The sequence below is a fragment of the Candidatus Nanosyncoccus alces genome (genome assembly GCF_004138395.1).
GTDB classification, from domain to species: Bacteria; Patescibacteriota; Saccharimonadia; order Saccharimonadales; family Saccharimonadaceae; genus Nanosyncoccus; species Nanosyncoccus alces.
Window position 1 is genome coordinate 163,945 of sequence record NZ_PRLM01000006.1, and the last position, 20,913, is coordinate 184,857.

Sequence of the window (20,913 nt, forward strand, 5' to 3'; positions counted from 1 at the left end):
GTTTTATAAATAGAAATTAAACTTTATCGGCATAATTAACTTATTTAGGCCGTGCCGTATGTTACAATGTTAGTTAGGCATGAAGCATTTTCGATTTAAGTCAGTTGTAAAATTGGCGAATATGAAGCTTTCGGTAAAATCGGCAGCCATAGTGCTGGCAAGTTCTACTTTAGTGTCCGCCTTGCTCGGGCTCTTCCGCGATCGGCTTTTAAACTCTTATTACCTAGGTACTTATCCTACTGGGATAGACGCCTACACTGCAGCATTTACAATACCAGACTTTATGTTTTTTATTTTAACGTCTGGGGCACTTTCGGTATCTTTTATACCTGTGTTTAACCAGAGGTTAGCTTCAGGGAACAAAAAATCTGCTTGGGAACTGTCATCTAGTCTACTAAACCTATTCGCGATTTTGACTTTCGTGACTAGTATATTAATTATGATATTTGCCGATCCTTTGATTCGTTATATTGTAAGCCCAGGGCTGGATGAGTCTGGCATGATACTCGCCATCAATATGACTCGTGTAATTGCAATCAACCCTTTCTTGTTTAGTATTGCGACGGTTTTAACTTCTATCCAGCAGGCAGTTGGCAGATTCGTATTCTACGCTTTTGCACCAGCCATATACAACGTAGGTATCATAATAGGTATTACTTGTTTTACCGGTGGAATTAATATTTTTGGCGTGCAAATTTTTGAGGGCGGCATCATGGGCGTGGCTCTTGGCGTGATACTAGGGGCAATTATGCAGCTAATTGTGTCACTAGTCGGATTGTTTGGTTTGGGAATGGACTACAACTTTAAGATAAATTGGAAAAACCAAGGTTTTAGGTCGATTTTAAGATTACTACCGGCGCGTTCGTTAGACCAGGGAATAGATTATGTGAATGGTATAGTTAATACAAACCTTTCTTCACGGATGGGGGCGGGTGCGGTGAGGTCATTTAACCAAGCCTCATCGTTACATCAGATGCCAGTCAACCTAATTGGCGTAGCAATCTCCACGGCTTTTTTTCCAAAATTAACTGAAGAACTCGGTAATGGCGACAAAAAAGAATTCAACAGTACTTTTCGTCAAGCGCTTAGAACGATTATCTGGATAGCTTTGCCGGTGTCGATAATCGCGTTTTTTGGGCGCGGGTACGTGACAAGTTTTATTTCCAACATTGGCAACAACGACAGCAACGGCACCATCGCGTCAATTTTGGGGACCTTGTGTATTGCGATCTTTGCAAGGTCGGTGTTCCATATTGCATCGCGGGGATTCTATGCCTATCAGGACACCAAAACGCCTTTTGTTGTGTCAATTTTCGCAATTGGGCTGACAATTCTGTTGTCGGTATGGTTCTATTTCTTAGGCTGGGGGGTAGATGGGCTAGGCATGGCGCAGTCACTCGGCGCGATTGTGGAAATTGTTGTCTTAATGTATATTCTTCAGCGTCGGTCAAAGGGGGAATTACTGGATAAAGCCTTCTGGAAGGCAACCTTTAGAATGCTGTTTGCTACTGCGATTACGGGATGCGTAGCGTTTTCGATGACAAAGTTTATTCCGCTGATGGCTACTGACAATTCACTAGTTATCACGATACCAAAATTTTTGGTAATTTCGGCAATCTCGATAATTGCGTACCTAGTGGCAAGTTATTTCTTGAATTTAAAGGAAGCTAAACCGATTTTTGCCTACATCAAGAGAATCTTGTTTAGAAACGCAAAATAATGATATAATTTAGGGTATGGATATAAACCGCGAGGATATTAAACACCTGGCAGATTTGTCGGATTTTGCTTTGCCGGAATCAGAAATTGATGTACTGGGTAGGAATCTACAAGACATTATTGGATATATTTCGCAGTTAGAGGAGTTGGACACCGATAATATCGAGCCAACTTATCAAGTGTTTGAGATGGAAAATGTGTGGCGCGAGGACGAGATTAAATCGCAGGATGCTAGCAGAGAGCAGCTTTTGGCGCTCACTAAAGAAGAAAAAGATCATCAAATTAAAGTTCCGAAGGTACTATAATGAAAATCGCAAATAGAAAAGTGACGGCCGAGAGATTAGTAAGAGATGCCTTAGAAAAGGCGAGGCATTTTGCGGACTATAATATATTTACATTCCTGAATGAAGAAGGTGCGATAAAAAAGGCCCGCGAGATTGATGCAAGAATTGCGAAAGGCGAAAAAGTAGGCCGTTTGGCTGGTGTGCCATATGCCTTGAAAGACAATTTTTTGAGCACAGAAGGGCAAACTACGGCCGCGGCACATATTTTAGAGGGATTTGTCTCACCAGTGACAGCGACTGCAGTAGAAAAGCTAGAGCGCGAAGGAGCAATTATGATTGGCCGCACCAACATGGACGCATTTGCCCATGGGTCTTCGACCGAAAGTTCTTATTACGGTCCAACCTTGAATGCACACGATCGCGAACGCGTAGCAGGCGGATCTTCGGGCGGTTCGGCCGTAGCGGTGGCCCTAGATATTGTAGAATTTGCAACTGGCACCGATACCGGTGGATCGATTCGCCAGCCGGCATCGTTTAACGGCGTATACGGGCTGAAACCAACTTACGGTACGATTAGCCGCTACGGGGTAGTAGCAATGGCCTCTTCCACAGATTGCATTGGATTTTTCACTAAAACCCCAGATGATATGAATTTACTAATGGAAATTGCGAATGGACAAGATCCTAAGGATTTAACTACCTTACCAGATTATTACGATGAGTCTGAAGCTAAAAAGATAAAGAAGATTGGCATCATTAAAGATTTTGATAATACCTCTGTCGATTCGGAAATTAGGAACGCGCTCGTTTCAAAAGTGGAGCTTGCCAGGTCTAAAGGTTATGAAGTGGTAGAAATTGAAATGCCAGCATTAAAGTATGCATTAGCGGCTTATTATATTATCGTACCCGCAGAAGTAGCTAGTAATCTTTCACGCTATGACGGAGTGCGTTATGGATTCCGTGCAAAAGATACGAAAGATTTGGATGCACTGTACAAAAACACCCGTGGTGAGGGATTCATGCCAGAAAATAAACGTCGTATCATGGTAGGGAATTTTGTATTATCTAGTGGTTTTTACGATGCCTACTTCTTGAAGGCAGCTAAGGCGCGTACTCTCATCGTAAAAGAATACGAGAAAGCTTTTGAGAAATGCGATGTCTTGCTGTCGCCAGTAACGCCAAACCCAGCTTTTAAATTAGGCGAGAAAACCAACGATCCGGTAGCGATGTACCTGGAAGACGCCATGACGGTACCACTTAATTTGGCTGGTGTGCCAGGATTGACCATCCCTGCCGGTAAAACCAAAGACGGGGTGGCATTAGGATTACAGTTAATTGGCCCACGCCGTAGTGACAAGAGCTTGATTGAGTTTTCTAAGGAGCTAGTATAATGGACGGTGGCGTAGTGATTTTTATTTTGGCAATCTTAATTGTCGCAGTTTTTATATTCGTAGCAATTTTACTAACTGGCAAACGTGGGCACCATTTTAATATGGAGGCTTACCAGGCAAGGTTTTTGGCGATTGAAAATAAATTAAACAAAGAGAATTCTGCGACTTTCATGACTACGATTATAGAGGCGGACAAATTACTGGATAAGGCATTAATGGAAATGGGTGTTCCGGGCAAGACTATGGGTGATAGACTGAAAAGGTCAGGAGATAAATTTACCGACGTTAATGCTGTATGGCGCGCACACAAATTGCGTAACGCTATAGCGCATGAAGCAGATTTAGAGATCGGGTACAAACAGGCGGCCAATGCCATTGCGATTTACAAACAAGCCTTAAAAGATTTAGGAGCAATTTAATGAAATATATTCCAACGATCGGTATTGAGTGTCACGTGCAACTAGCAACAAAGACAAAGCTATTTTCGGAAGTGGACAACGACGCTAGGAATAAAGAGCCGAATTCTTGTGTATCTCCGGTAGATTACGCTCTGCCTGGGATGTTACCACGATTAAACGGTGAGGCGATAAAATTTGCAATCTTAGCAGGAAAGGCAATGAACTGCGAAATTAACGCTTCCTCTAGGTTCGACCGTAAGCATTATTTTTACCCGGATTCACCTAAAGGTTATCAGATCACTCAATTCTATCATCCGATCATCGGTGCAGGGTACGTAGAACTCCCGTCGGGGACGAAAATTCGGATAGAGCACGCGCACCTGGAGGGTGACGCTGGGAAGCTGACGCATTTCGATACGTACTCTCTGGTAGATCTGAATCGTGTAGATACACCGCTAATTGAAATCGTCTCCATGCCAGATATCCATTCTGCTAAGGATGCGCACGACTATTGCAAAGAGCTGTGGAGACTGATGACTTTTGCGGGGGTGTCCTATGGCGACCTCTATAACGGAAATATGCGTTTCGACGTAAATGTTTCGCTCGCGCCGGAAGGAAGTACAGAACTAGGGACCAGAGCCGAGATAAAGAACTTGAACTCTTTTAGATCAGTAGAGCGAGCTGCAGAGTACGAAATTGTGCGCCAGAGTAAGCTTTTGGATGCTGGCGAAAAAATAATCCAGGAAACTCGCGGTTGGAGCGATGATACTGGCAAGACTACTGGGCAGCGTTCAAAAGAAGAGGCAAAAGATTATAGGTATATGCCAGAGCCGGATTTACCACCAGTTAATCTTTCAGCTGATTTTATACAAGAAGTAGCGGAAAAATTGCCGTTAATGCCCGCAGATTATCGTAGGAAGTTTGGCGATTCGCTTAAAACCGAAATTCTAGAAATTTTGTTAGACTATCCGGAATTAATTAGAAAGCTATCTGAAGTCGACGAAAAATATGTAGTAACTGTTTCCAACCTGTTTACATCGGTACTGTTAGCAGAAGAAAAATCAGCAGAGTACCTGAATGATTTACCAACAGCAAAACAGCTAAACGATCTGGCTAAGATGAACGAAAAGAAAGAGCTCAGTTCTACTGCCACAAAAGAGGTATTTTTGCATTTGTTTGATCCACAAATGAGGAGACGCGATACTGAAGTAATTGCCAAAGAGCTAGGCTTGATCCAAGAGAACGATTTAGGCGCGCTGGAAACCATTGTGGACGCGGTGCTAGCAAAACCAGAGACCCAGGAGGCTCAGGCAGATTTTCGCGCTGGGGAAGAGAAGGTGATCGGATTTTTGGTGGGTCAAGTAATGAAGGAGTCCCACGGTAAAGCCAACCCGTCCGCCGTGCAAGAAATTTTGCGAAAAAAGCTGGCTTAGACTATTGACAGATAATACTAGATGCGATAAGATATTCTGTACAGGGGCGTGATTCCGCCCCTTGTGCTGTTAAAAACGATTGTATTTCATCCGCCCGAAAAAAACTCGTGACATTGAGCCGTCGTTTGCGTGAGTACTCACGCCCTTAGCTCAGAAGGGAGGAGAAGGGATTGATCCGTATTTTCTTTCCGATAGTGATAGAAATGCCCACCTACACGGAGGCAATTTCTACGTTCGGCAGAAATTTGGCGCCATTACCGGTAATTACTTCGATCTACGCGCCTCGTCCCAGAGTGGATCAATTTTACCGTAAGCTGGTTCCGAACTAGCTTTAGAGGTTACTGGATATTTTTCTGAATAATCACCTCTTTTTTCGGTAACCTCGGTGGTAATCCACAAGCATTTGTTTGCTCGATAAGCAGACAACCCACACAATTTCAAAACAATATATAGACAACTCGTTTAATACAGCACCTCGTACCTTAGCAGGCAGTTCGTCCGCGGCTAGAAGTCCGCCGCAAGACCGGCTGGAGAAACAATCGGGCATTTTGCCCATAGCATAAGATGTTAAAGTAAATAGCGTGAAGACGACTCCCCGGAAGAGGCTTTTATATGCCTGCTAACATTACCCCAGTACAGCCAGTACTGGGGTTTTTCTTGGTTCTGTGCCATGCAGGACGATCCTATTTAAGCTTGACAATTTTAAATATGTGTGGTATAATGGTGTTAAGTTGGGAGGTTTTGCGCCCAGCAAATAAAACAGAAGCAGAGGTGCTTAATAATGAAAGAAGAAAAGGCAAAAGGCATATTAAAAAGAATAGGGAAATTCTTTCACAAAATTTCCCAGATGAGAGAGAAGAGAAAGGCAAAGAAGCGATGCGGAGACTATCACTTCAGAAAAAAGTGGAGCAAAAGAGCAAAAAGTTTTGTCCTGCAACCATATGTGTACTTCGCTGCGCCCGTCTCGAAGGTGATGTTCTGTCAGCTATATGGCGTAGTAGAGTATTACGAGGCATATAGCGAGGAATACACACTTCGTGCGGCAAACCTTGCAAAAGCTTTGATCAGAGACGTATATACACCAGATGTGCTCCCCGTGGTAACATGCGGTCGTGTTTTGAGCGATTGGGAGTCTATGAGTCTTATTAATGACGAGCTTTTCAATTTATTGTGCCAATACGGAGGGTATAATGTTGTGTTCCACAATCAAGACACTAAGCTGCCTCGTAACGTGACGGCCGACATAGTACTCAACAAAAATCTTTTCTTGACGAGAAAGAGACACGGAATGCCCTTGAGAACATTTCTTCTTTGGGCCGAAGGCGGCGTAAAGATACCACCCGAAATCCTGACTGAGTGGTCTGGCATACCGGCGGGACGATTTGGCGTGGCTTATGATGAAATTGTTAACCTTTTTAGGCAGACAATCAGAGCTGAGCATCGCGCAGAAATCGCCAGAGGTACAACCGCCAGTGCACGGGCACGCAGTAGATTACGAAACCCGAACGTTATTTTCGTCTGATATTCTCTCGTGCTGGAGCCCCGGATTACACGTCGGGGCTTTTTCTTGTGCTAAAAATATCTAAAAATTAGACAGTTTTCGTTTTATTTTTTGAATAGATATGGTATAATTTGTGAAAGTGTGTCTTGTTTTTGAGTGTGGAGCTTAAAAAAGACTAAAATAATAATTAAAAGGAGCATATGGCTACTGAAGTTAAAGACCTCAAAAATCTGCGGAATATCGGGATTATCGCTCATATCGACGCGGGCAAAACTACTACCTCGGAAGCGATTCTTTATCGTACGGGGCTAAAACATAAAATCGATCTAGTAAAAGGTGGGACTGGTGGTGCTGACACCGACTGGATGGAGCAGGAAAAGGAACGCGGCATTACAATTACTTCAGCCGCAGTAACCGTATACTGGAAAAATCACCAGATTAACATCATTGATACCCCAGGACACATTGATTTTACCGCTGAGGTAGAACGTTCATTGCGCGTATTGGACGGCGCGGTGGTAGTATTTGACGGCAAAATGGGGGTAGAAGCTCAGTCCGAGACAGTTTGGCGCCAGGCTACTAAGTATGGCATCCCACGGATTTGTTTTGTAAACAAGATTAATCAGATTGGTGGTGATTTTTATAAATCGCTTGATTCTATCCACAAACGTTTATCTAAGAATGCCGTGGCGATTCATTTGCCGATTGGCTTTGAGAAGGATATTTGCGGCGTAGTAGACCTGATTGATATGAAGGCCTACACTTACAAAGACTACGCCGATCACGAGCTGACTGTGGGAGAAATTCCAGCCGACATGGTAGAAAAAGCTAAAAATGCGCGTTCAATGCTAATCGAGGAGGCCGTACAAGCTGACGAAAACTTGATGAACAAATTCTTTGAAGAGGGCGAAGAAGCTATCACCGTAGACGAGCTAAAGGCTGCGCTACGTAAGCGCGTGCTCGATGGCGACTTCTTCCTAGTAACTGGTGGCGATGGTCGCGGCGTAATTGTAGAAAAAGTACTGGATTTGATGACCGATTATCTACCATCTCCGTTGGATCGCGATCAAGGTCAAACGGTGGGGACTGATCCAAAAACTGGCGACCAAATCGTGCGCAAAGCTGATAACTCTGAGCCTTTGACCGCTTTGGCATTTAAGATTGCAACTGATCCATTTGTTGGTAAATTAATCTTTATCCGTGTGTACGCTGGCAAACTAAAGTCCGGCGATACGGTTCTGAATGCTTCAACTGGCGACAAAGAACGTATCGGCCGCTTGGTACGGATGCATGCAAATGACCGTAAAGACATTTCAGAAATCGGCGCTGGCGATATCGCTGCGGTAGTAGGTTTGAAAAACGTGACTACCGGTACTACACTTTGTAGCCCAGCTCACCCGATTTTACTTGAGTCGATTGAATTCCCAGATCCTCCGGTATCTATTGCTGTAGAGCCAAAGACTAAAGCCGACCAAGAGAAGATGGGTATTGGCCTTTCGAAGATGGCCGAAGAGGATCCAACTTTCCGCGTCCATACCGACGAGGAGACTGGGCAAACCATCATTTCTGGTATGGGAGAGTTACATCTAGAGATCATTATTGATCGTTTGAAACGTGAACATAATGTGGAAGCTAACACTGGTGCGCCGCAAGTGGCATACCGTGAAACTATCCGTGGGACTGCAGAAGCACAAGGTAAGCACATTAAGCAGTCTGGTGGTCGTGGACAATATGGTGACGTATGGATTAAGTTTGAGCCGAACGAGCCAGGGAAGGGATTCGAATTTATCGATCAAATCAAAGGTGGCGTAGTCCCTCAGGAATACCGTAAGCCAGTACAAAAAGGCGTGGAAGACACTTTGGCTGGTGGCGTAATCGCGGGTTACCCGGTTGTGGATGTGAAAGCTACTCTATATGACGGCTCGTATCACGACGTGGACTCCTCAGAGCTAGCCTTTACCTTGGCTGGTAGCTTAGCTACTCGCGAAGGTATCAAGAAGGCCAATCCAGTATTGCTAGAGCCAGTAATGAAGCTAGAAATTACCACTCCGGAAGAGTTCATGGGCGACGTAATCGGCGACATCAACTCGCGCCGTGGTCGGATTGACGAAATGGAAGACTTAAATGGTGGGGCCAAGTTAATTAAAGCATTTTGCCCATTGGCAAACCTCTTCGGTTACACCGGTGATCTACGTGGTATGACTCAAGGTCGTGCAGCTTCTTCAATGGAGCTTTACGGTTACGAGGAAGTTCCACCAAACGTGGCCCAAGAAATTATCGAAAAGAGAAATTCCAAATAAACAGAACGGCCGGGCAAAACCGGCCATTCTTTTGAATAAAACATATTATTTAAAAAGTCAAATTAACCGAAAAAACCTCTTTACAAGTAAGGGGAAATAGTCTAAAATAGTAGGGTAGAGTTTTGGAGCTGGTTTTTATTAGCGCTCCAAACATAATAACAAATAAAAGGAGAAAGAATGGCAAATTTTGACCGTTCCAAGCCGCACATCAACGTCGGCACCATGGGTCACGTCGACCATGGTAAAACTACTTTAACTGCTGCGATTACCAACGTACTCGCAAAGCGTCTTCCTTCTGATGTCAACAAGGCAGTCGCTTATGATCAAATCGATAACGCTCCAGAAGAGAAAGCTCGTGGTATCACTATCGCTACTTCTCACCAAGAGTATGAGTCTGAGAACCGCCACTACGCACACGTAGATATGCCAGGCCACGCAGACTACATTAAGAACATGATTACCGGTGCCGCTCAGGTAGATGGTGCTATTCTCGTAGTTGCTGCGAACGATGGTCCATTGCCACAGACTCGTGAGCACGTACTTTTGGCTCACCAGGTGAACGTACCAAAGATCATCGTGTTCTTAAACAAGATGGACCTCGCTGATCCAGAATTGGTAGAACTAGTAGAGATGGACGTACGTGATCTTTTGAACAAGTACGGCTTTGATGGTGACAACGCGCCAATCATCAAGGGTTCTGCAACCAAGGCCTTAGAGGGCGACAAAGAGAACGAGGATGCCGTGATGGAGCTCGTCAAGGCGATGGATGAGTACTTTGATGTGCCAGAACATGATCTTGACAAACCATTCTTGATGCCAATTGAAGACGTATTCTCGATCAAAGGCCGTGGGACTGTAGCTACTGGTCGTATCGAGCAGGGTGTTGTAAAGTTGAACGACGAAGTTGAAATCGTAGGACTCAAAGACACTCAGAAGTCAGTAGTAACCGGTATCGAAGCTTTCCACAAGACTTTGGATCAAGGTCAAGCTGGCGATAATGCAGGTTTGTTGCTTCGTGGTATTGAACGCGATCAAATCGAACGCGGTCAGGTGATTGCCGCTCCTGGTTCAATCACTCCACACACCGAGTTTGAGGCACAAGTTTACATCCTTAAGAAAGAGGAAGGTGGTCGCCACACTCCATTTTCTAAGGGTTATAAGCCACAGTTCTACTTCCGTACCACTGATGTGACTGGCGAGGTTGAACTTCCTGCTGATAAGGAAATCGTAATGCCTGGCGATCAGGTAACCTTCAAGGTTAAATTGCTCGCTCCAGTAGCTATGAACGAACAAGATCGTTTCGCTATCCGCGAAGGTGGTAAGACGGTTGGTTCTGGTGTAATCACCAAGGTTATCAAATAATCTAGTTTGATACAGAAAAATCCCCCGAAAGGGGGATTTTTTGTGGTATAATTTTGCTATAAGCATAAGGAGTATGATGAGTGAGAAAAAGAATATTTATGATTTAAGTGTAAAAGAAATGCGAAAGTTAATTAGGGGTTTTTCTAATACGCTCTATGGGCGGACAGTATTTTTTTTGGCTTATTTCGTACCAATGATGGCATTTTTAGTGATGATAGGGCTAGTGGTAGCCGAAATGATTGACCCGACATATGATTTGTTCTGCCCAATCGTGGGCACATTCTTCTTGTTTACCGGCTTGTTTATCTTGGGGAATATTTATTATTATCACGAAATTCGCGTATTCTCAGAAAAAAGATAATTGCCGACTGCTTTAAACTGAGAGGTATATAACTAAGTTTACCCATGATCATGGGATCTTGCTTTACAGAAATGTTTTTTTATGTTAATATATAGATAAGCACGTTAAGAGGATTGGGGGTGTTTTGATGCCTTCTTATATACTTGGGATAGCATGCCTAGTATCGTCTGCTGCGGTGTTCGGCGTCTATATATCTTGTGAGAAGGGCAGTGTAGCCAAGAAGATTGGCTTAGCACTATTACTGCCAGTACTTGCGGCATCAATAATTTTGTTCGCGGGATTTGATGTTCTGGCTGATAGAATATACGTCTCTTCGGAAGTTTTATCTTCAAAAACATCAGACCTAGTTGTCATAGAGAAACCGAACTATTATTTAGTCTGTAGCGACGAAGGATATGAATTTCTCTATATAGGCGAGGCCGGAAAAGAAACGGGCACATTTATTGATATCAGATACATTCATAGCGATAACATAAGGTATGATACGAACGAAGTCCCTCAAGTCATTGAGGAAGAAGTAGCAAAAGGATATTATAAAAAATGGCTATTTTTAGAAAGTGGCATACAAAATGAGAAATATACAGAGTATAAATTTATCATTCCTAGCGAAAAAGATATCTTGTACAAATAGTGTAGATAACGTGCTGCGGCCGGGCGAAACGCCCGGCCTTTCTCTGATTTTATTCCCGTTATTATTGACTTTTTAGGTATTTTGTGCTATAATTTTACTGTAGGCTTGAATTTTTGAAATCTTAGGAGGGAGCTTATGTACAATACAATATTAGGACTGATGGATATTTATTCTGCCGATCCGGTTAAGAAATACTTGATGGTATTACTACTTTGGTTATTCTTCTGGCCTGGAGGTATGTTCTTGATTGGGCTGGTCGGTGAAAAACGATTGGTCCCGATTTGGAAGCATCAGGCCCGAGCATTCTTGCCAGGAGAAATGATGTTCAGCATAATAGTAGTAGCATTTGGCGGTGTCTTTTCTACAATCACTACCAGAACTGGCACGATTATGTTGGAAAAATCAGCCAATTCTGTTTGGTTGTTATTACCGGCTTTTATTGTCGCCTTAATAGTATATTTTTTTCTCCACAACAGAGAAAAAGGCTGCTACGAGATACGAGCTCTATATAGTCCAACAAAGATAGCGCACGACATTGTAGGATACATACTGATACCTCAAGTATTGATATCTTTTTTAACAATAGTCATTGATGTCGCTAGACGCTACTATTGCTTTGCAAAAGAGAGAATGCCAGAAGCAGCGTTGAAAAATCTTGCCGTCTTGTGGCAGGTCTCTTGGCCGTACTGGATTGTGATAGTCGCAGCGATAGTAGTCTATATTGGATGCCTAATTTATGACATTCGACATCCGGCCACACCGGAAGATATCATTGCCAGGCACCCGGCGGACTGGCAACCGCTCTGGCGCCGTTAATCATCAGCCTACAGCCACCGCATGAGCGGTGGCTTTTTCTACCAAAATAAACTTAAGCATTTTACATATAATTGCGGTCGTGAAATAATAAAGTTGAGTGGGAAAAGTCCTTTAATAGTCTAGTCTGGCTCTTGAGGAGGTGAGAGAATGGAAAATGTACAAAGCTTACCAAACAAAGAGGTGACCGAGGAGCTGCGGCACCTTAAGGCAATGCTGGAGGAACCTGGTATTGGCAGACACCGACATGACCTTGCTGAGAAATTTCGCGGTAAAACTGATGTGCCCTTATCGTGGATTCAAGAGTGGTTGAACACCGATGAGCTGCGCGTAGCGGGTTGCAAGTATCTCTGGCTGGCAGCCATGAACGCTTGCATCGGCGACTCGGAGATTCCGGAATGGTTTATCGAGCAAGCGATAGAGAATGCCGATAGCTATGTGAAGCACGAGGCTTTGAAAGTCTTCGAGGAAAGGCGGCTAATCGTTCGTGATTTTGAACCGCCGATCCCAGTATACGTGAAGTGCGCGCTAGGGGCGGTTGCAGTCGCAGAAATACTGCCAAATGCCCAAGTAAGAGGAGTTCCGGGAGAAAGATGTTTCACCAATATGGTCGAAGTAAAAGACATTCTACCAGGGCAATCGCTGAACAGAAAAATGGCGATACCTGGTATCGGCGACTACGAGGGGATAATCTATCATCCTGGCGACCAAGTGCACATCCTTGGTTTTGAGCTCGAAAGGGGAATCGACAAGGAGACCAACCAATTCAACAGGGTTAGCTTTTACTGCACATTAGAGGAAGCCAAAGAGGCAAAGACTAGACTTTAAAATAAGGGTCCACCCCGCGCGGGCCCTTTAAAATGGCTCTGGAATGTTCTAACTTGACAAAATGCTTGTGGTGTGATATAATTAAGGAACGCACATTAACAAAATACTATTTTTCAGGAGGTGCTCTTATGAGTATTTGGATTTTTGTTGTGTTATTGTTTATATCCGCAGTTTTGTGTTATATTTCGATTATCGTTCTGGACGAAGATACCGAATTCGGCGGGTGCTTATTTACTATAGTGGTCGTGGCCGTCTTCCTAATCAGCGCGGTTTCCACTGTGGGATTTTTCATCGGGAGGCAAGAAGTTGTAACTTCTGAGGAAACAGAATTACCCCCCCCCCATCAGCTGGTTCAGCTCACTACGGCGAAAGACGCCGAATACTATCTGGTTCAAAATGGAGGAAAATTCCAATTTTCTTACATTGATGAGGCTGACGGTTTAGTCACGAGAGAGGCTGAAGTTGAAAACAGCAAAGTATACTACGGCACAAAGAAGGATAGCGACATCCGTGTTGTTATCCATGAAACCGTAAAGACCCACCATAACCAGTGGTTATTCATAAGAGACGGCGATGAAGAAGAAACTCTTTATGAATATGATTTTTATATCCCGAATCGGGATAATATCGCCAATACCTATGAAAAGTAATGTGCGCTGGCCGAGTTTTATGCTCGGCCTTTTTTCTACCCTTGATTTTTATAGTGAAGTGTGGCATAATGAAAGCGTACATTAATTAATTATCTACCTCTAAAAAACTTATCGACAAACCATCTAAGCGTTTATCTAAGGTTATAGAGGTGAAAGGAAAAAATGGCAGATAGCAAAAAAGACGAAGGTCTAAAAATCCGTATCCGCTTGAAGGCCTATGATCACCGCGTGATCGACCAAAGCGCGCGCCAAATCGTGGATACCGCAATTCGTACTGGCGCAAGCGTAAGCGGCCCAATCCCTCTACCGACTAAGCGCAGTACTTTTACCGTAGTGAAGTCACCACATGTATATAAAACTGGTGGTGAGGCTTTCGAGATGAAAGTCCACAAGCGTTTGATTGACATTTCTAACGCTACGCCAAAGACGATTGAAAGTTTGCAAAATCTCTCGCTCCCAGCAGGCGTAGACGCAGAGATAAAGATGTAAAATCTATAAATCCCCCGAAAGGGGGATTTTTGATGCGACACCTCTGCCCCGAGCCTTGCCCAGTGGCGATTTTGGCCTGAAAGTGCTATAATACCCGTATGACAGTTGCTAAGCTTAAAAAGCGCTTTTATTTCGTCGCAGCGAAATATTTTCGGCATTTTGCGGATCGGGCTTTACAGAGGTGGAAACCGCGAGTGATTGCGATTACTGGCTCGGCTGGGAAGACCACAATGTTACACCTAATGGAGCACGAAATGGGGGAGAAAGCGCATTATTCGCACGATGCAAATTCGGCTTTTGGTGTAAGTTTCGATATTCTAGGGTTGAAGGGAGTACGGGGATCAAAATTGCGTTGGGTCCATCTATTTCTCGCTGCCCCCCTAAAGTCGTTATTTTACCGCCATAAAGAGAAGTTTTACGTGGTAGAGATCGACGGAGAGCGCCCGCACGAGGCGGAGTTTTTGGCAAAATGGCTAAAGCCAGAGATAACAATCTGGGTATCAATTGGACGATCGCATGCGATACAGTTTGAAAAAGAGGTGGAAGAAGGCAAATTTAAGAGTTTAGATGAAGCAATCACAGCGGAATTTGCCACCCTGCCACAAAATACTACTAAATTAGTATACATTGATGCGACCTCCAGGTTGATGAAGACGGCTACGCGAGATATTAAGGCCAAAGTGGTACCAATCAAAAAGACCGAAATCAAAAAATATGTAGTCTACCCGGATTCGACGGATTTTACCTATGGGGATACCACTTTTCATTTTAATCACCCAGAGCCAAAGGATATTGCTTTTAATTTGTTAGTATTACAAGATTTGATGAAATACTTGAAAATGCCGTTTAAATCTGATTTTTCAGATATTACGATTGCACCGGGGCGATGCTCATATTTTAAGGGTAAAAATGGCTTGGAAATCGTAGATAGCAGTTATAATGCACACATGATATCGATGGCATCCATCTTGGATATGGCGCGGCGGATGCACGCAGATCATAAATGGTTAGTAATTGGTGATATTGTAGACCAAGGTTCTACCGAAAGTGAAGAACATAAAAAATTGGCACAGCTGATTGCCGATGTGGAACCGGAGAAAGTAATACTGGTAGGACGTCGCACTAAAAAATACACTGCACCAGAGCTGAAGAAACTAGGCGTGTCAGCGGTAGCAACATTAGACCCACGCAAAGCTTTAGAATATATAGAGAAGCGCGCTAAGGGCAGAGAAACACTGATATTCAAAGGCAGTCAATACTTAGAATGGATTATTGAGAAATTATTAGCCGATCCGAAAGACGCTAAAAAATTATGTCGGCGCGAAAAAGCTGCCGTACAGCGGCGCAAAAGTTGGGGGCTGGATTCGTGATTTTAGGATTTAGGTGCGAAAAAATAACTAGAGGAGAGCAAAATGGCTGACCTATATATCATCCACGGGTGGACTTATACCGTAGAACCTTGGCGAAGCACCCTGAAGATATTGCGTGATAACGGAATTAGCGTGAAGATGTTGCATGTGCCGGGCCTAACCGAAAAGTCCGACAAAGTCTTTACAATTGAAGATTATATGGGGTGGGCGGACGAGAATATTCCGGATGGCGCGCTAGCTTTGGGACACTCTAATGGAGGGCGGATTCTATTGAACCTATGTGCTAAAAAGCCAGAAAAATTGAAATATCTAATCCTGCTAGATGCAGCGGGTGTATACGAACCTTCCGCACGAAAAAAAATCGTAGAAAAGGTAGCAAAGCTTGGCAAGCCGCTAAAAAAGGTGCCGATTATCGACAAAGCATTCCATAAACTTACCGGCTCGACGGATTATTCGCGCGCGCCAGAGAATATGAAGCAGACGCTTACTAATATGTTAGAATCTGACAAAGATTTGGATTTTAGTAAGATCCAAACTAAGACATTTATTTTGTGGGGGAAGAAAGACACCACTACGCCGCCACGCCAAGCCACCACAATGTATGAGAAACTACCGAACGCAGAGCTTAAATTTTATGCTAACTGGACACATGCTCCATACATTTCTAGCCCGGATGAATTAGCACGTGCACTGACTGCTTTAATTACGAGGATTAAAAAGTGAGAAAACACTACTTTTTAGGTTTGGCGGCGAATTATTCCAGGAAGCGGTGCTTGGCACACACTTTTGCGATAGGACGAAAAAAAGACCGCGGTGCTTTGCAACGATTTTTGACGCAAAAATACGGTGGCGAAACGATTTTAACGAAGAATGGACGCTCGGCCTTAGCGCTGGCACTAAAAGCATATTTTGATCCAGGGGATGCAGTGATTGTGAACGGGTTTACCTGCTATGCTGTATACGAAGCTGTGAAAGCCGCTGGGCTAACGCCGGTGTGGGCAGACATTTCGCAAGAAGACTTAAATTTTAACACCAAAACTCTTGAAAAAGTAGCTAATGAAGATGTGAAGGGGGTTATTGTCCAAAACTCGCTAGGCAATCCGGTGGATATTGTGGCAGTAGAGAAATTTGCCAAAAAATATAATTTGGTAATTATTGAAGATTTGGCGCACTGTGCGGGAATAAAATACGCGGGCGGACGTGAAGTTGGCACAGTAGGATCAGCAGCGGTACTGTCCTTCGGTAAAGATAAAGCAATTGATACGATTTCTGGTGGGGCGGTGATTTTGCGCCACCCACATAAAAATAAGGTTGAAGCGCCCTCCAAACTTCCGAGAATCTCGGATAATTTGCGGGCTAGGTTTTATCCGCTACTGGGCGCGATTTCGCGTGGGTTATCTTATGTACATCTAAGCGGTATATGGATGCGGTGTTTGGTAAAAATCCACTGGGTAGAAAAATCTGCAGACAATAAGCTAGACTTGGAACGCAAAATTGCTAAATTTGAAGCAAAACTAGCCTTGAGACAACTGCAGAATTTGAAAGAATCTAGTAAACACCCATTGCGAGAGTTTCGTTTAGTACGAAATAGGGAAGAGCTATTGAAGAAGTTGGCCGCGGCGGGATATTATTTTGGCGGGTTTTGGTATGAGAGACCGGTGTCACCAGAGCGGTATTATAAAAAAGTGCATTTTCCAGAGGACAAATGTCCGGTAGCAGTAGAGGTGGCCAAAAAAATCATCAATTTGCCAACTTGCTATAGCAAAAAAGACTTAGCATTAGCATGCGAGATTATCGCGGAATATGTGGAGGAAACGAAATGAATTGGGGAGAAGTAGTAAAAAGATATCCGGAAGCAAATTTTTTACAGTCGCCGAACTATGGCAAAATGAACGAAATCTTGGGCGACAAAGTAATCACAGAAGATTTCGATAGCAAGGGCCATGCCCTAATGATAGTACGGGATGCCAAACGCGGCAGATATTTAGAGATACCTTGCGGACCACTACTAGATTGGCGAGACAAAGAGGCTGCGAAGGGAGTTTTTACAAAGATTTCCGAGATTGCTAAACAAGAAAAGTGCGCATTCGTGCGGGTGCGGCCGCAACTAAAGCGAAGTGCTGAAAACATAAAACTGTTGACAGATTTGGGACTTAAAAAGGCGCCAATGCATCTGGCAGCAGAGCACACCGTGATGATAGATCTTACAAAACCTGAAGACAACTTATTGGCCAGTATGCGACGACAGACTCGCTATGAAGTACGGCGCGCCAGCAAACTAGGGATTATGGTGGAGAAAGACAATAATGAAACGATTTTTAGAGAATTTCGTAAAGTGCAAGCCGAGACTGCCAAGCGCCAAGGATTCATCCCACCAAATCTCAAAACCCTGTTAGCCGAAAAGGAAGCGTTTGGTAATAATATTGTGATTTATGTGGCAAAAACTGCTGAAGGTGGACCAATTGCTTACGGTATGATTATAAAAGATGGTGAGGAAGGAGACTACTACGAGGCAGCTTCCACGCCACTGAATCGCAAACTGCCGGGGGCATACGCGTTATTGTGGCAGGCGATGAAAGATTTAAAAACTGAAGGTTACAAGAGATTCAATCTATGGGGAATCGCCCCAGCCGGGCAGCCTAACCACCGCTACGCTGGCGTCACCACCTTCAAAACTGGTTTTGGGGGTGAGGTAGTAGAGTATGTACCGGCACACGATCTGGTGATTTCGCGAACGCGATATCTGGCGGATTTTACGTTTGAAACTTTGCGAAAAAAGAGGAGGCACTTGTGAAAATAATTGAGGTTGCGGAACAACAAAGATGGGACGATTTTGTCACATCGCACCTAGAGGCGAATTTTTTGCAGTCATGGGATTTTTACGAGTTCCATAAGAATCGTGGCAAAAAGATTGTGCGACGTGCAGTGGTAGACGACAAAAACGAAATTATAGCAGCCTATGCCGGCGTAGTAGAGACTGCTAAACGAGGCACCTATATGGCGATTGCCGGGGGCCCGATTATAGATTATAACGATAAAAAGTTAGTGCGTGAAATTTTTGCAGATATCTATAGGGCAGGAAAAGAAGCTGGGTGCGTGTTTGTGCGAATACGACCACAGCTACCTTTGTCTGATAGATCTTTAAGATTAATGCAAGAACTAGGTTTGAAGAAGGCGCCAATGTATTTATCCGTAGAATATGCAGGGATTTTGGACCTTGGAAAATCCGAAGAGGAGATTTTGGCTGGAGCATCGCAAGGATTCCGCCGGAAGTTGCGCAAAGCAGAAAAGAATAATATCGAAATAGTAGCTAATGCTGAAAAATGGGCTATTGAAGAATTTTGCAAATTAGAAAAAAAGCATGCTGAAAGACAGAAATACGTAGCATTTTCTAGCAGCTTTCTTACCAAACAATTTGAGGCGTTCGCAAAAAACAATGAAGTACTGATATATACCGCTAAGAAGGATGGCGAGATTTTAGCACAGAACTTTATGATTTTTTATGGGGCGGAGGCGAGTTATCATTATGGAGTGTCCTCGCAGCTAGGCACCAAATACTCCGCAGCGCCACTACTACATATGGCGGCGATGCGTGAGGCCAGGAAGCGCGGCTGCAGACGCTATAACTTGTGGGGGATTGTAGGGTTAGAAGAAAAGTCGCATCGGTTTTATGGCGTAAGCGAGTTTAAACGTTCGTTTGGTTGCGAAGAATTAAAATATACACCGGCGCACGATATGATTTTGAGCCCAGTAAAATATCAGATTACTAAAATAATAGAAACCGCTCGCAAGAGGAAACGTCACGTATAAGATTGCCGCGTATTTGTGGTATAATAAGCATAAGTAATAAAGGATTTTTATGGCGAAAATAAATCGCAAATATATAGATAAGCATTGGTTGGTATTCATTATCAGAGGTGCGCTGGCGGGAGCGTTTGGGTTTATTGCTTTATTCGGCGGAATGACAAATATAGAAAACATGACGGCGGTAATTAGCGTTCTTCTGTTGTTGATAGGCGTAGTAGATTCAGTCGGAGCGTTATATAACTCTACCAAAAAGCACGGCTGGATAAATTCGGTAATAGACGCCGGAGTAGACGTAGTTGCGGCAGTAGTACTGCTCTTCTTTGCAAGAAACGACTTAGTAACCAGCGTGATTGTGTTATCTGCATACACGATACTATCTGGCGTAATTGATGTATTTCATGGCTTTTTGTCTACGGTTGATCCGACAGATCGATTTATACGGATACTAGCCGGAGCATGTGGATGTATTATTGGCACAGTGATATTAAATGCAGGTAATTTTGAGATAACGACATTTATACGATTCTTTGGTGCGTATATGCTGATTGTGAGCGTAACGAGCATGATATATGGCGTGCATAACCGCGCACAGAACATTGAAGACAAAATAGCCAGAAAACAAGCCAAAAAGAAGAATAAAAAGAAATAGTATCTATGTTATAATCAGGTCTTAAGGAGGCCTTAATGTCAGCTATTAAAAAAGCTATTATTACAGACGCTGGGTTTGCCAGTCGTTATTTACCGATTACCAAAACCATACCGAAGGCAATGATCCCAATAGGCGCAAAGCCGGTCATGCAGTTGTGTGTGGAAGAATGTGTGGAGGCCGGCATTGAAGAAATTATCATTGTGGCCACGCCAAATACTAAGTCTAAAGAAATTTACGACGACTACTTTCATAATAGAGCCAACAATGTAAAAATCCTGCTGGATAAACAGGGAAAGTCTGGCAGATTTGAAGCGGTAGAGAAGGTATTGAATTTCCCGAAAATTACCGTGATAGAACAGGATGCGAACCTACCTTATGGGAATGGTTCGCCAATTGTTTCTGCGAAGCAATATGTAGAAAACGAAGAAGCCTTTGTGGTACTATATAGTGACGACTTAATTTTGGGTGAGGGCGACGTAAAAACTTTGATCGAAGACTACGAAAAAGCACCTGGAGCCAAGGCCGTAATTGCGGCGCAAGAAATGCCAGAAGAAGTATGGCACAAATATGGCATGGTAGCGCTGAAAGCAAACGGCACCTTGAGCCACATTGTAGAAAAACCAAAAACTCCAGATTTGGCGCCGAGCAACTTGACTAGTTATGGACGCTATCTGCTGACTCCGGAAGTTTTTGAATATTTAGTCCCCTCCAATACTGGACTAGATGGAGAGCTGTGGACAGTGGACGCAATCACCAAGCTAGCCGAACATGGCGACGTGGTGGTAGCGAAAAGTAAAGGTAAGTGGATCACTACTGGCGATCCGAAAAATTATTTCTTGGCACACTTAGAGTACGTATTAAACTACAGTGACTACGGTGATGACGTGCGCAAAATCGTAGAAGCCTCCAAATAATTAGTGTTATAAT

22 protein-coding genes are annotated in these 20,913 nt (G+C 43.7%); all 22 read left to right on the forward strand.

Going from position 1 to position 20,913, the window contains the following annotated elements; all coding sequences use genetic code 11:
* Positions 1-79: 79 nt before the first annotated feature.
* The 22 genes from murJ (at position 80) to G3RUM_RS03560 (ending at position 20,900) form a co-directional block, all read left to right on the forward strand.
* The gene (gene murJ, locus G3RUM_RS03455; protein WP_129735401.1) at positions 80-1,720 is read left to right on the forward strand and encodes a murein biosynthesis integral membrane protein MurJ; all 1,641 of its coding nucleotides are present in this window, start codon (positions 80-82) and stop codon (positions 1,718-1,720) included.
* A gap of 16 nt (positions 1,721-1,736) precedes the next feature.
* Positions 1,737-2,024, forward strand: a complete 288-nt coding sequence (gene gatC, locus G3RUM_RS03460) for an Asp-tRNA(Asn)/Glu-tRNA(Gln) amidotransferase subunit GatC (protein WP_129735403.1) — start codon at positions 1,737-1,739, stop codon at positions 2,022-2,024.
* On the forward strand, positions 2,024-3,394 hold the full coding sequence (gatA, locus tag G3RUM_RS03465; protein WP_129735405.1) for an Asp-tRNA(Asn)/Glu-tRNA(Gln) amidotransferase subunit GatA: 1,371 nt from the start codon (positions 2,024-2,026) through the stop codon (positions 3,392-3,394). Before gatC ends, gatA begins: the two co-directional genes overlap by 1 nt.
* A complete protein-coding gene (locus tag G3RUM_RS03470) occupies positions 3,394-3,813 on the forward strand; it encodes a hypothetical protein (protein ID WP_129735407.1) in 420 nt (139 codons plus the stop codon). Before gatA ends, G3RUM_RS03470 begins: the two co-directional genes overlap by 1 nt.
* Entirely contained in the window at positions 3,813-5,225 is a 1,413-nt protein-coding gene (gene gatB / locus G3RUM_RS03475) for an Asp-tRNA(Asn)/Glu-tRNA(Gln) amidotransferase subunit GatB (RefSeq protein WP_129735409.1), read from the forward strand. The genes G3RUM_RS03470 and gatB overlap by 1 nt, the downstream gene beginning before the upstream one ends.
* A 612-nt stretch (positions 5,226-5,837) precedes the next feature.
* On the forward strand, positions 5,838-6,245 hold the full coding sequence (locus G3RUM_RS03480) for a hypothetical protein (RefSeq protein ID WP_129735411.1): 408 nt from the start codon (positions 5,838-5,840) through the stop codon (positions 6,243-6,245).
* Positions 6,199-6,747 (forward strand): hypothetical protein, encoded by a 549-nt coding sequence (locus tag G3RUM_RS03485; protein ID WP_129735413.1) that lies wholly within the window; start codon positions 6,199-6,201, stop codon positions 6,745-6,747. Before G3RUM_RS03480 ends, G3RUM_RS03485 begins: the two co-directional genes overlap by 47 nt.
* Positions 6,748-6,926: 179 nt before the next feature.
* Positions 6,927-9,026: an elongation factor G gene (gene fusA, locus G3RUM_RS03490; RefSeq protein ID WP_129735415.1), complete on the forward strand. Its 2,100-nt coding sequence runs from the start codon at positions 6,927-6,929 to the stop codon at positions 9,024-9,026.
* A 177-nt stretch (positions 9,027-9,203) separates the two neighbouring features.
* The gene (gene tuf / locus G3RUM_RS03495) at positions 9,204-10,388 is read left to right on the forward strand and encodes an elongation factor Tu (protein ID WP_129735417.1); all 1,185 of its coding nucleotides are present in this window, start codon (positions 9,204-9,206) and stop codon (positions 10,386-10,388) included.
* 76 nt (positions 10,389-10,464) lie between these two features.
* The gene (locus G3RUM_RS03500) at positions 10,465-10,749 is read left to right on the forward strand and encodes a hypothetical protein (protein WP_129735419.1); all 285 of its coding nucleotides are present in this window, start codon (positions 10,465-10,467) and stop codon (positions 10,747-10,749) included.
* A gap of 127 nt (positions 10,750-10,876) precedes the next feature.
* Positions 10,877-11,380 (forward strand): hypothetical protein, encoded by a 504-nt coding sequence (locus G3RUM_RS03505; RefSeq protein ID WP_129735421.1) that lies wholly within the window; start codon positions 10,877-10,879, stop codon positions 11,378-11,380.
* Between the two features lie 135 nt (positions 11,381-11,515).
* Positions 11,516-12,196, forward strand: coding sequence for a hypothetical protein (locus G3RUM_RS03510; RefSeq protein ID WP_129735423.1), 681 nt, complete (start codon positions 11,516-11,518; stop codon positions 12,194-12,196).
* Between the two features lie 210 nt (positions 12,197-12,406).
* Positions 12,407-13,021, forward strand: a complete 615-nt coding sequence (locus G3RUM_RS03515; protein WP_129735425.1) for a hypothetical protein — start codon at positions 12,407-12,409, stop codon at positions 13,019-13,021.
* A 128-nt stretch (positions 13,022-13,149) separates the two neighbouring features.
* The gene (locus tag G3RUM_RS03520; RefSeq protein ID WP_129735427.1) at positions 13,150-13,671 is read left to right on the forward strand and encodes a hypothetical protein; all 522 of its coding nucleotides are present in this window, start codon (positions 13,150-13,152) and stop codon (positions 13,669-13,671) included.
* Between the two features lie 162 nt (positions 13,672-13,833).
* On the forward strand, positions 13,834-14,160 hold the full coding sequence (gene rpsJ, locus G3RUM_RS03525; RefSeq protein ID WP_129735430.1) for a 30S ribosomal protein S10: 327 nt from the start codon (positions 13,834-13,836) through the stop codon (positions 14,158-14,160).
* 98 nt (positions 14,161-14,258) lie between these two features.
* Positions 14,259-15,530 carry a glutamate ligase domain-containing protein gene (locus G3RUM_RS03530; RefSeq protein WP_129735432.1) on the forward strand — a complete coding sequence of 424 codons (1,272 nt, stop codon included), beginning with the start codon at positions 14,259-14,261 and terminating at the stop codon, positions 15,528-15,530.
* 42 nt (positions 15,531-15,572) lie between these two features.
* Positions 15,573-16,253 carry an alpha/beta fold hydrolase gene (locus G3RUM_RS03535; RefSeq protein ID WP_129735434.1) on the forward strand — a complete coding sequence of 227 codons (681 nt, stop codon included), beginning with the start codon at positions 15,573-15,575 and terminating at the stop codon, positions 16,251-16,253.
* Positions 16,250-17,353 (forward strand): DegT/DnrJ/EryC1/StrS family aminotransferase, encoded by a 1,104-nt coding sequence (locus tag G3RUM_RS03540; protein WP_129735436.1) that lies wholly within the window; start codon positions 16,250-16,252, stop codon positions 17,351-17,353. Before G3RUM_RS03535 ends, G3RUM_RS03540 begins: the two co-directional genes overlap by 4 nt.
* Positions 17,350-18,324 carry a lipid II:glycine glycyltransferase FemX gene (locus G3RUM_RS03545; RefSeq protein ID WP_164998360.1) on the forward strand — a complete coding sequence of 325 codons (975 nt, stop codon included), beginning with the start codon at positions 17,350-17,352 and terminating at the stop codon, positions 18,322-18,324. Before G3RUM_RS03540 ends, G3RUM_RS03545 begins: the two co-directional genes overlap by 4 nt.
* The gene (locus G3RUM_RS03550; protein WP_129735440.1) at positions 18,321-19,340 is read left to right on the forward strand and encodes a lipid II:glycine glycyltransferase FemX; all 1,020 of its coding nucleotides are present in this window, start codon (positions 18,321-18,323) and stop codon (positions 19,338-19,340) included. The genes G3RUM_RS03545 and G3RUM_RS03550 overlap by 4 nt, the downstream gene beginning before the upstream one ends.
* 49 nt (positions 19,341-19,389) lie before the next feature.
* The gene (locus G3RUM_RS03555) at positions 19,390-19,986 is read left to right on the forward strand and encodes a DUF308 domain-containing protein (RefSeq protein WP_129735442.1); all 597 of its coding nucleotides are present in this window, start codon (positions 19,390-19,392) and stop codon (positions 19,984-19,986) included.
* A gap of 35 nt (positions 19,987-20,021) precedes the next feature.
* The gene (locus tag G3RUM_RS03560) at positions 20,022-20,900 is read left to right on the forward strand and encodes a UTP--glucose-1-phosphate uridylyltransferase (RefSeq protein ID WP_129735444.1); all 879 of its coding nucleotides are present in this window, start codon (positions 20,022-20,024) and stop codon (positions 20,898-20,900) included.
* Positions 20,901-20,913: the final 13 nt, after the last annotated feature.

Excerpts from the sequence above, each read along its gene's own strand:
- murJ (WP_129735401.1), top strand. The coding sequence starts at position 80 with ATGAAGCATTTTCGATTTAAGTCAGTTGTAAAATTGGCGAATATGAAG.
- gatC (WP_129735403.1), top strand. The coding sequence starts at position 1,737 with ATGGATATAAACCGCGAGGATATTAAACACCTGGCAGATTTGTCGGAT.
- gatA (WP_129735405.1), top strand. The coding sequence starts at position 2,024 with ATGAAAATCGCAAATAGAAAAGTGACGGCCGAGAGATTAGTAAGAGAT.
- G3RUM_RS03470 (WP_129735407.1), top strand. The coding sequence starts at position 3,394 with ATGGACGGTGGCGTAGTGATTTTTATTTTGGCAATCTTAATTGTCGCA.
- gatB (WP_129735409.1), top strand. The coding sequence starts at position 3,813 with ATGAAATATATTCCAACGATCGGTATTGAGTGTCACGTGCAACTAGCA.
- G3RUM_RS03480 (WP_129735411.1), top strand. The coding sequence starts at position 5,838 with ATGCCTGCTAACATTACCCCAGTACAGCCAGTACTGGGGTTTTTCTTG.
- G3RUM_RS03485 (WP_129735413.1), top strand. The coding sequence starts at position 6,199 with ATGTTCTGTCAGCTATATGGCGTAGTAGAGTATTACGAGGCATATAGC.
- fusA (WP_129735415.1), top strand. The coding sequence starts at position 6,927 with ATGGCTACTGAAGTTAAAGACCTCAAAAATCTGCGGAATATCGGGATT.
- tuf (WP_129735417.1), top strand. The coding sequence starts at position 9,204 with ATGGCAAATTTTGACCGTTCCAAGCCGCACATCAACGTCGGCACCATG.
- G3RUM_RS03500 (WP_129735419.1), top strand. The coding sequence starts at position 10,465 with ATGAGTGAGAAAAAGAATATTTATGATTTAAGTGTAAAAGAAATGCGA.
- G3RUM_RS03505 (WP_129735421.1), top strand. The coding sequence starts at position 10,877 with ATGCCTTCTTATATACTTGGGATAGCATGCCTAGTATCGTCTGCTGCG.
- G3RUM_RS03510 (WP_129735423.1), top strand. The coding sequence starts at position 11,516 with ATGTACAATACAATATTAGGACTGATGGATATTTATTCTGCCGATCCG.
- G3RUM_RS03515 (WP_129735425.1), top strand. The coding sequence starts at position 12,407 with ATGCTGGAGGAACCTGGTATTGGCAGACACCGACATGACCTTGCTGAG.
- G3RUM_RS03520 (WP_129735427.1), top strand. The coding sequence starts at position 13,150 with ATGAGTATTTGGATTTTTGTTGTGTTATTGTTTATATCCGCAGTTTTG.
- rpsJ (WP_129735430.1), top strand. The coding sequence starts at position 13,834 with ATGGCAGATAGCAAAAAAGACGAAGGTCTAAAAATCCGTATCCGCTTG.
- G3RUM_RS03530 (WP_129735432.1), top strand. The coding sequence starts at position 14,259 with ATGACAGTTGCTAAGCTTAAAAAGCGCTTTTATTTCGTCGCAGCGAAA.
- G3RUM_RS03535 (WP_129735434.1), top strand. The coding sequence starts at position 15,573 with ATGGCTGACCTATATATCATCCACGGGTGGACTTATACCGTAGAACCT.
- G3RUM_RS03545 (WP_164998360.1), top strand. The coding sequence starts at position 17,350 with ATGAATTGGGGAGAAGTAGTAAAAAGATATCCGGAAGCAAATTTTTTA.
- G3RUM_RS03555 (WP_129735442.1), top strand. The coding sequence starts at position 19,390 with ATGGCGAAAATAAATCGCAAATATATAGATAAGCATTGGTTGGTATTC.
- G3RUM_RS03560 (WP_129735444.1), top strand. The coding sequence starts at position 20,022 with ATGTCAGCTATTAAAAAAGCTATTATTACAGACGCTGGGTTTGCCAGT.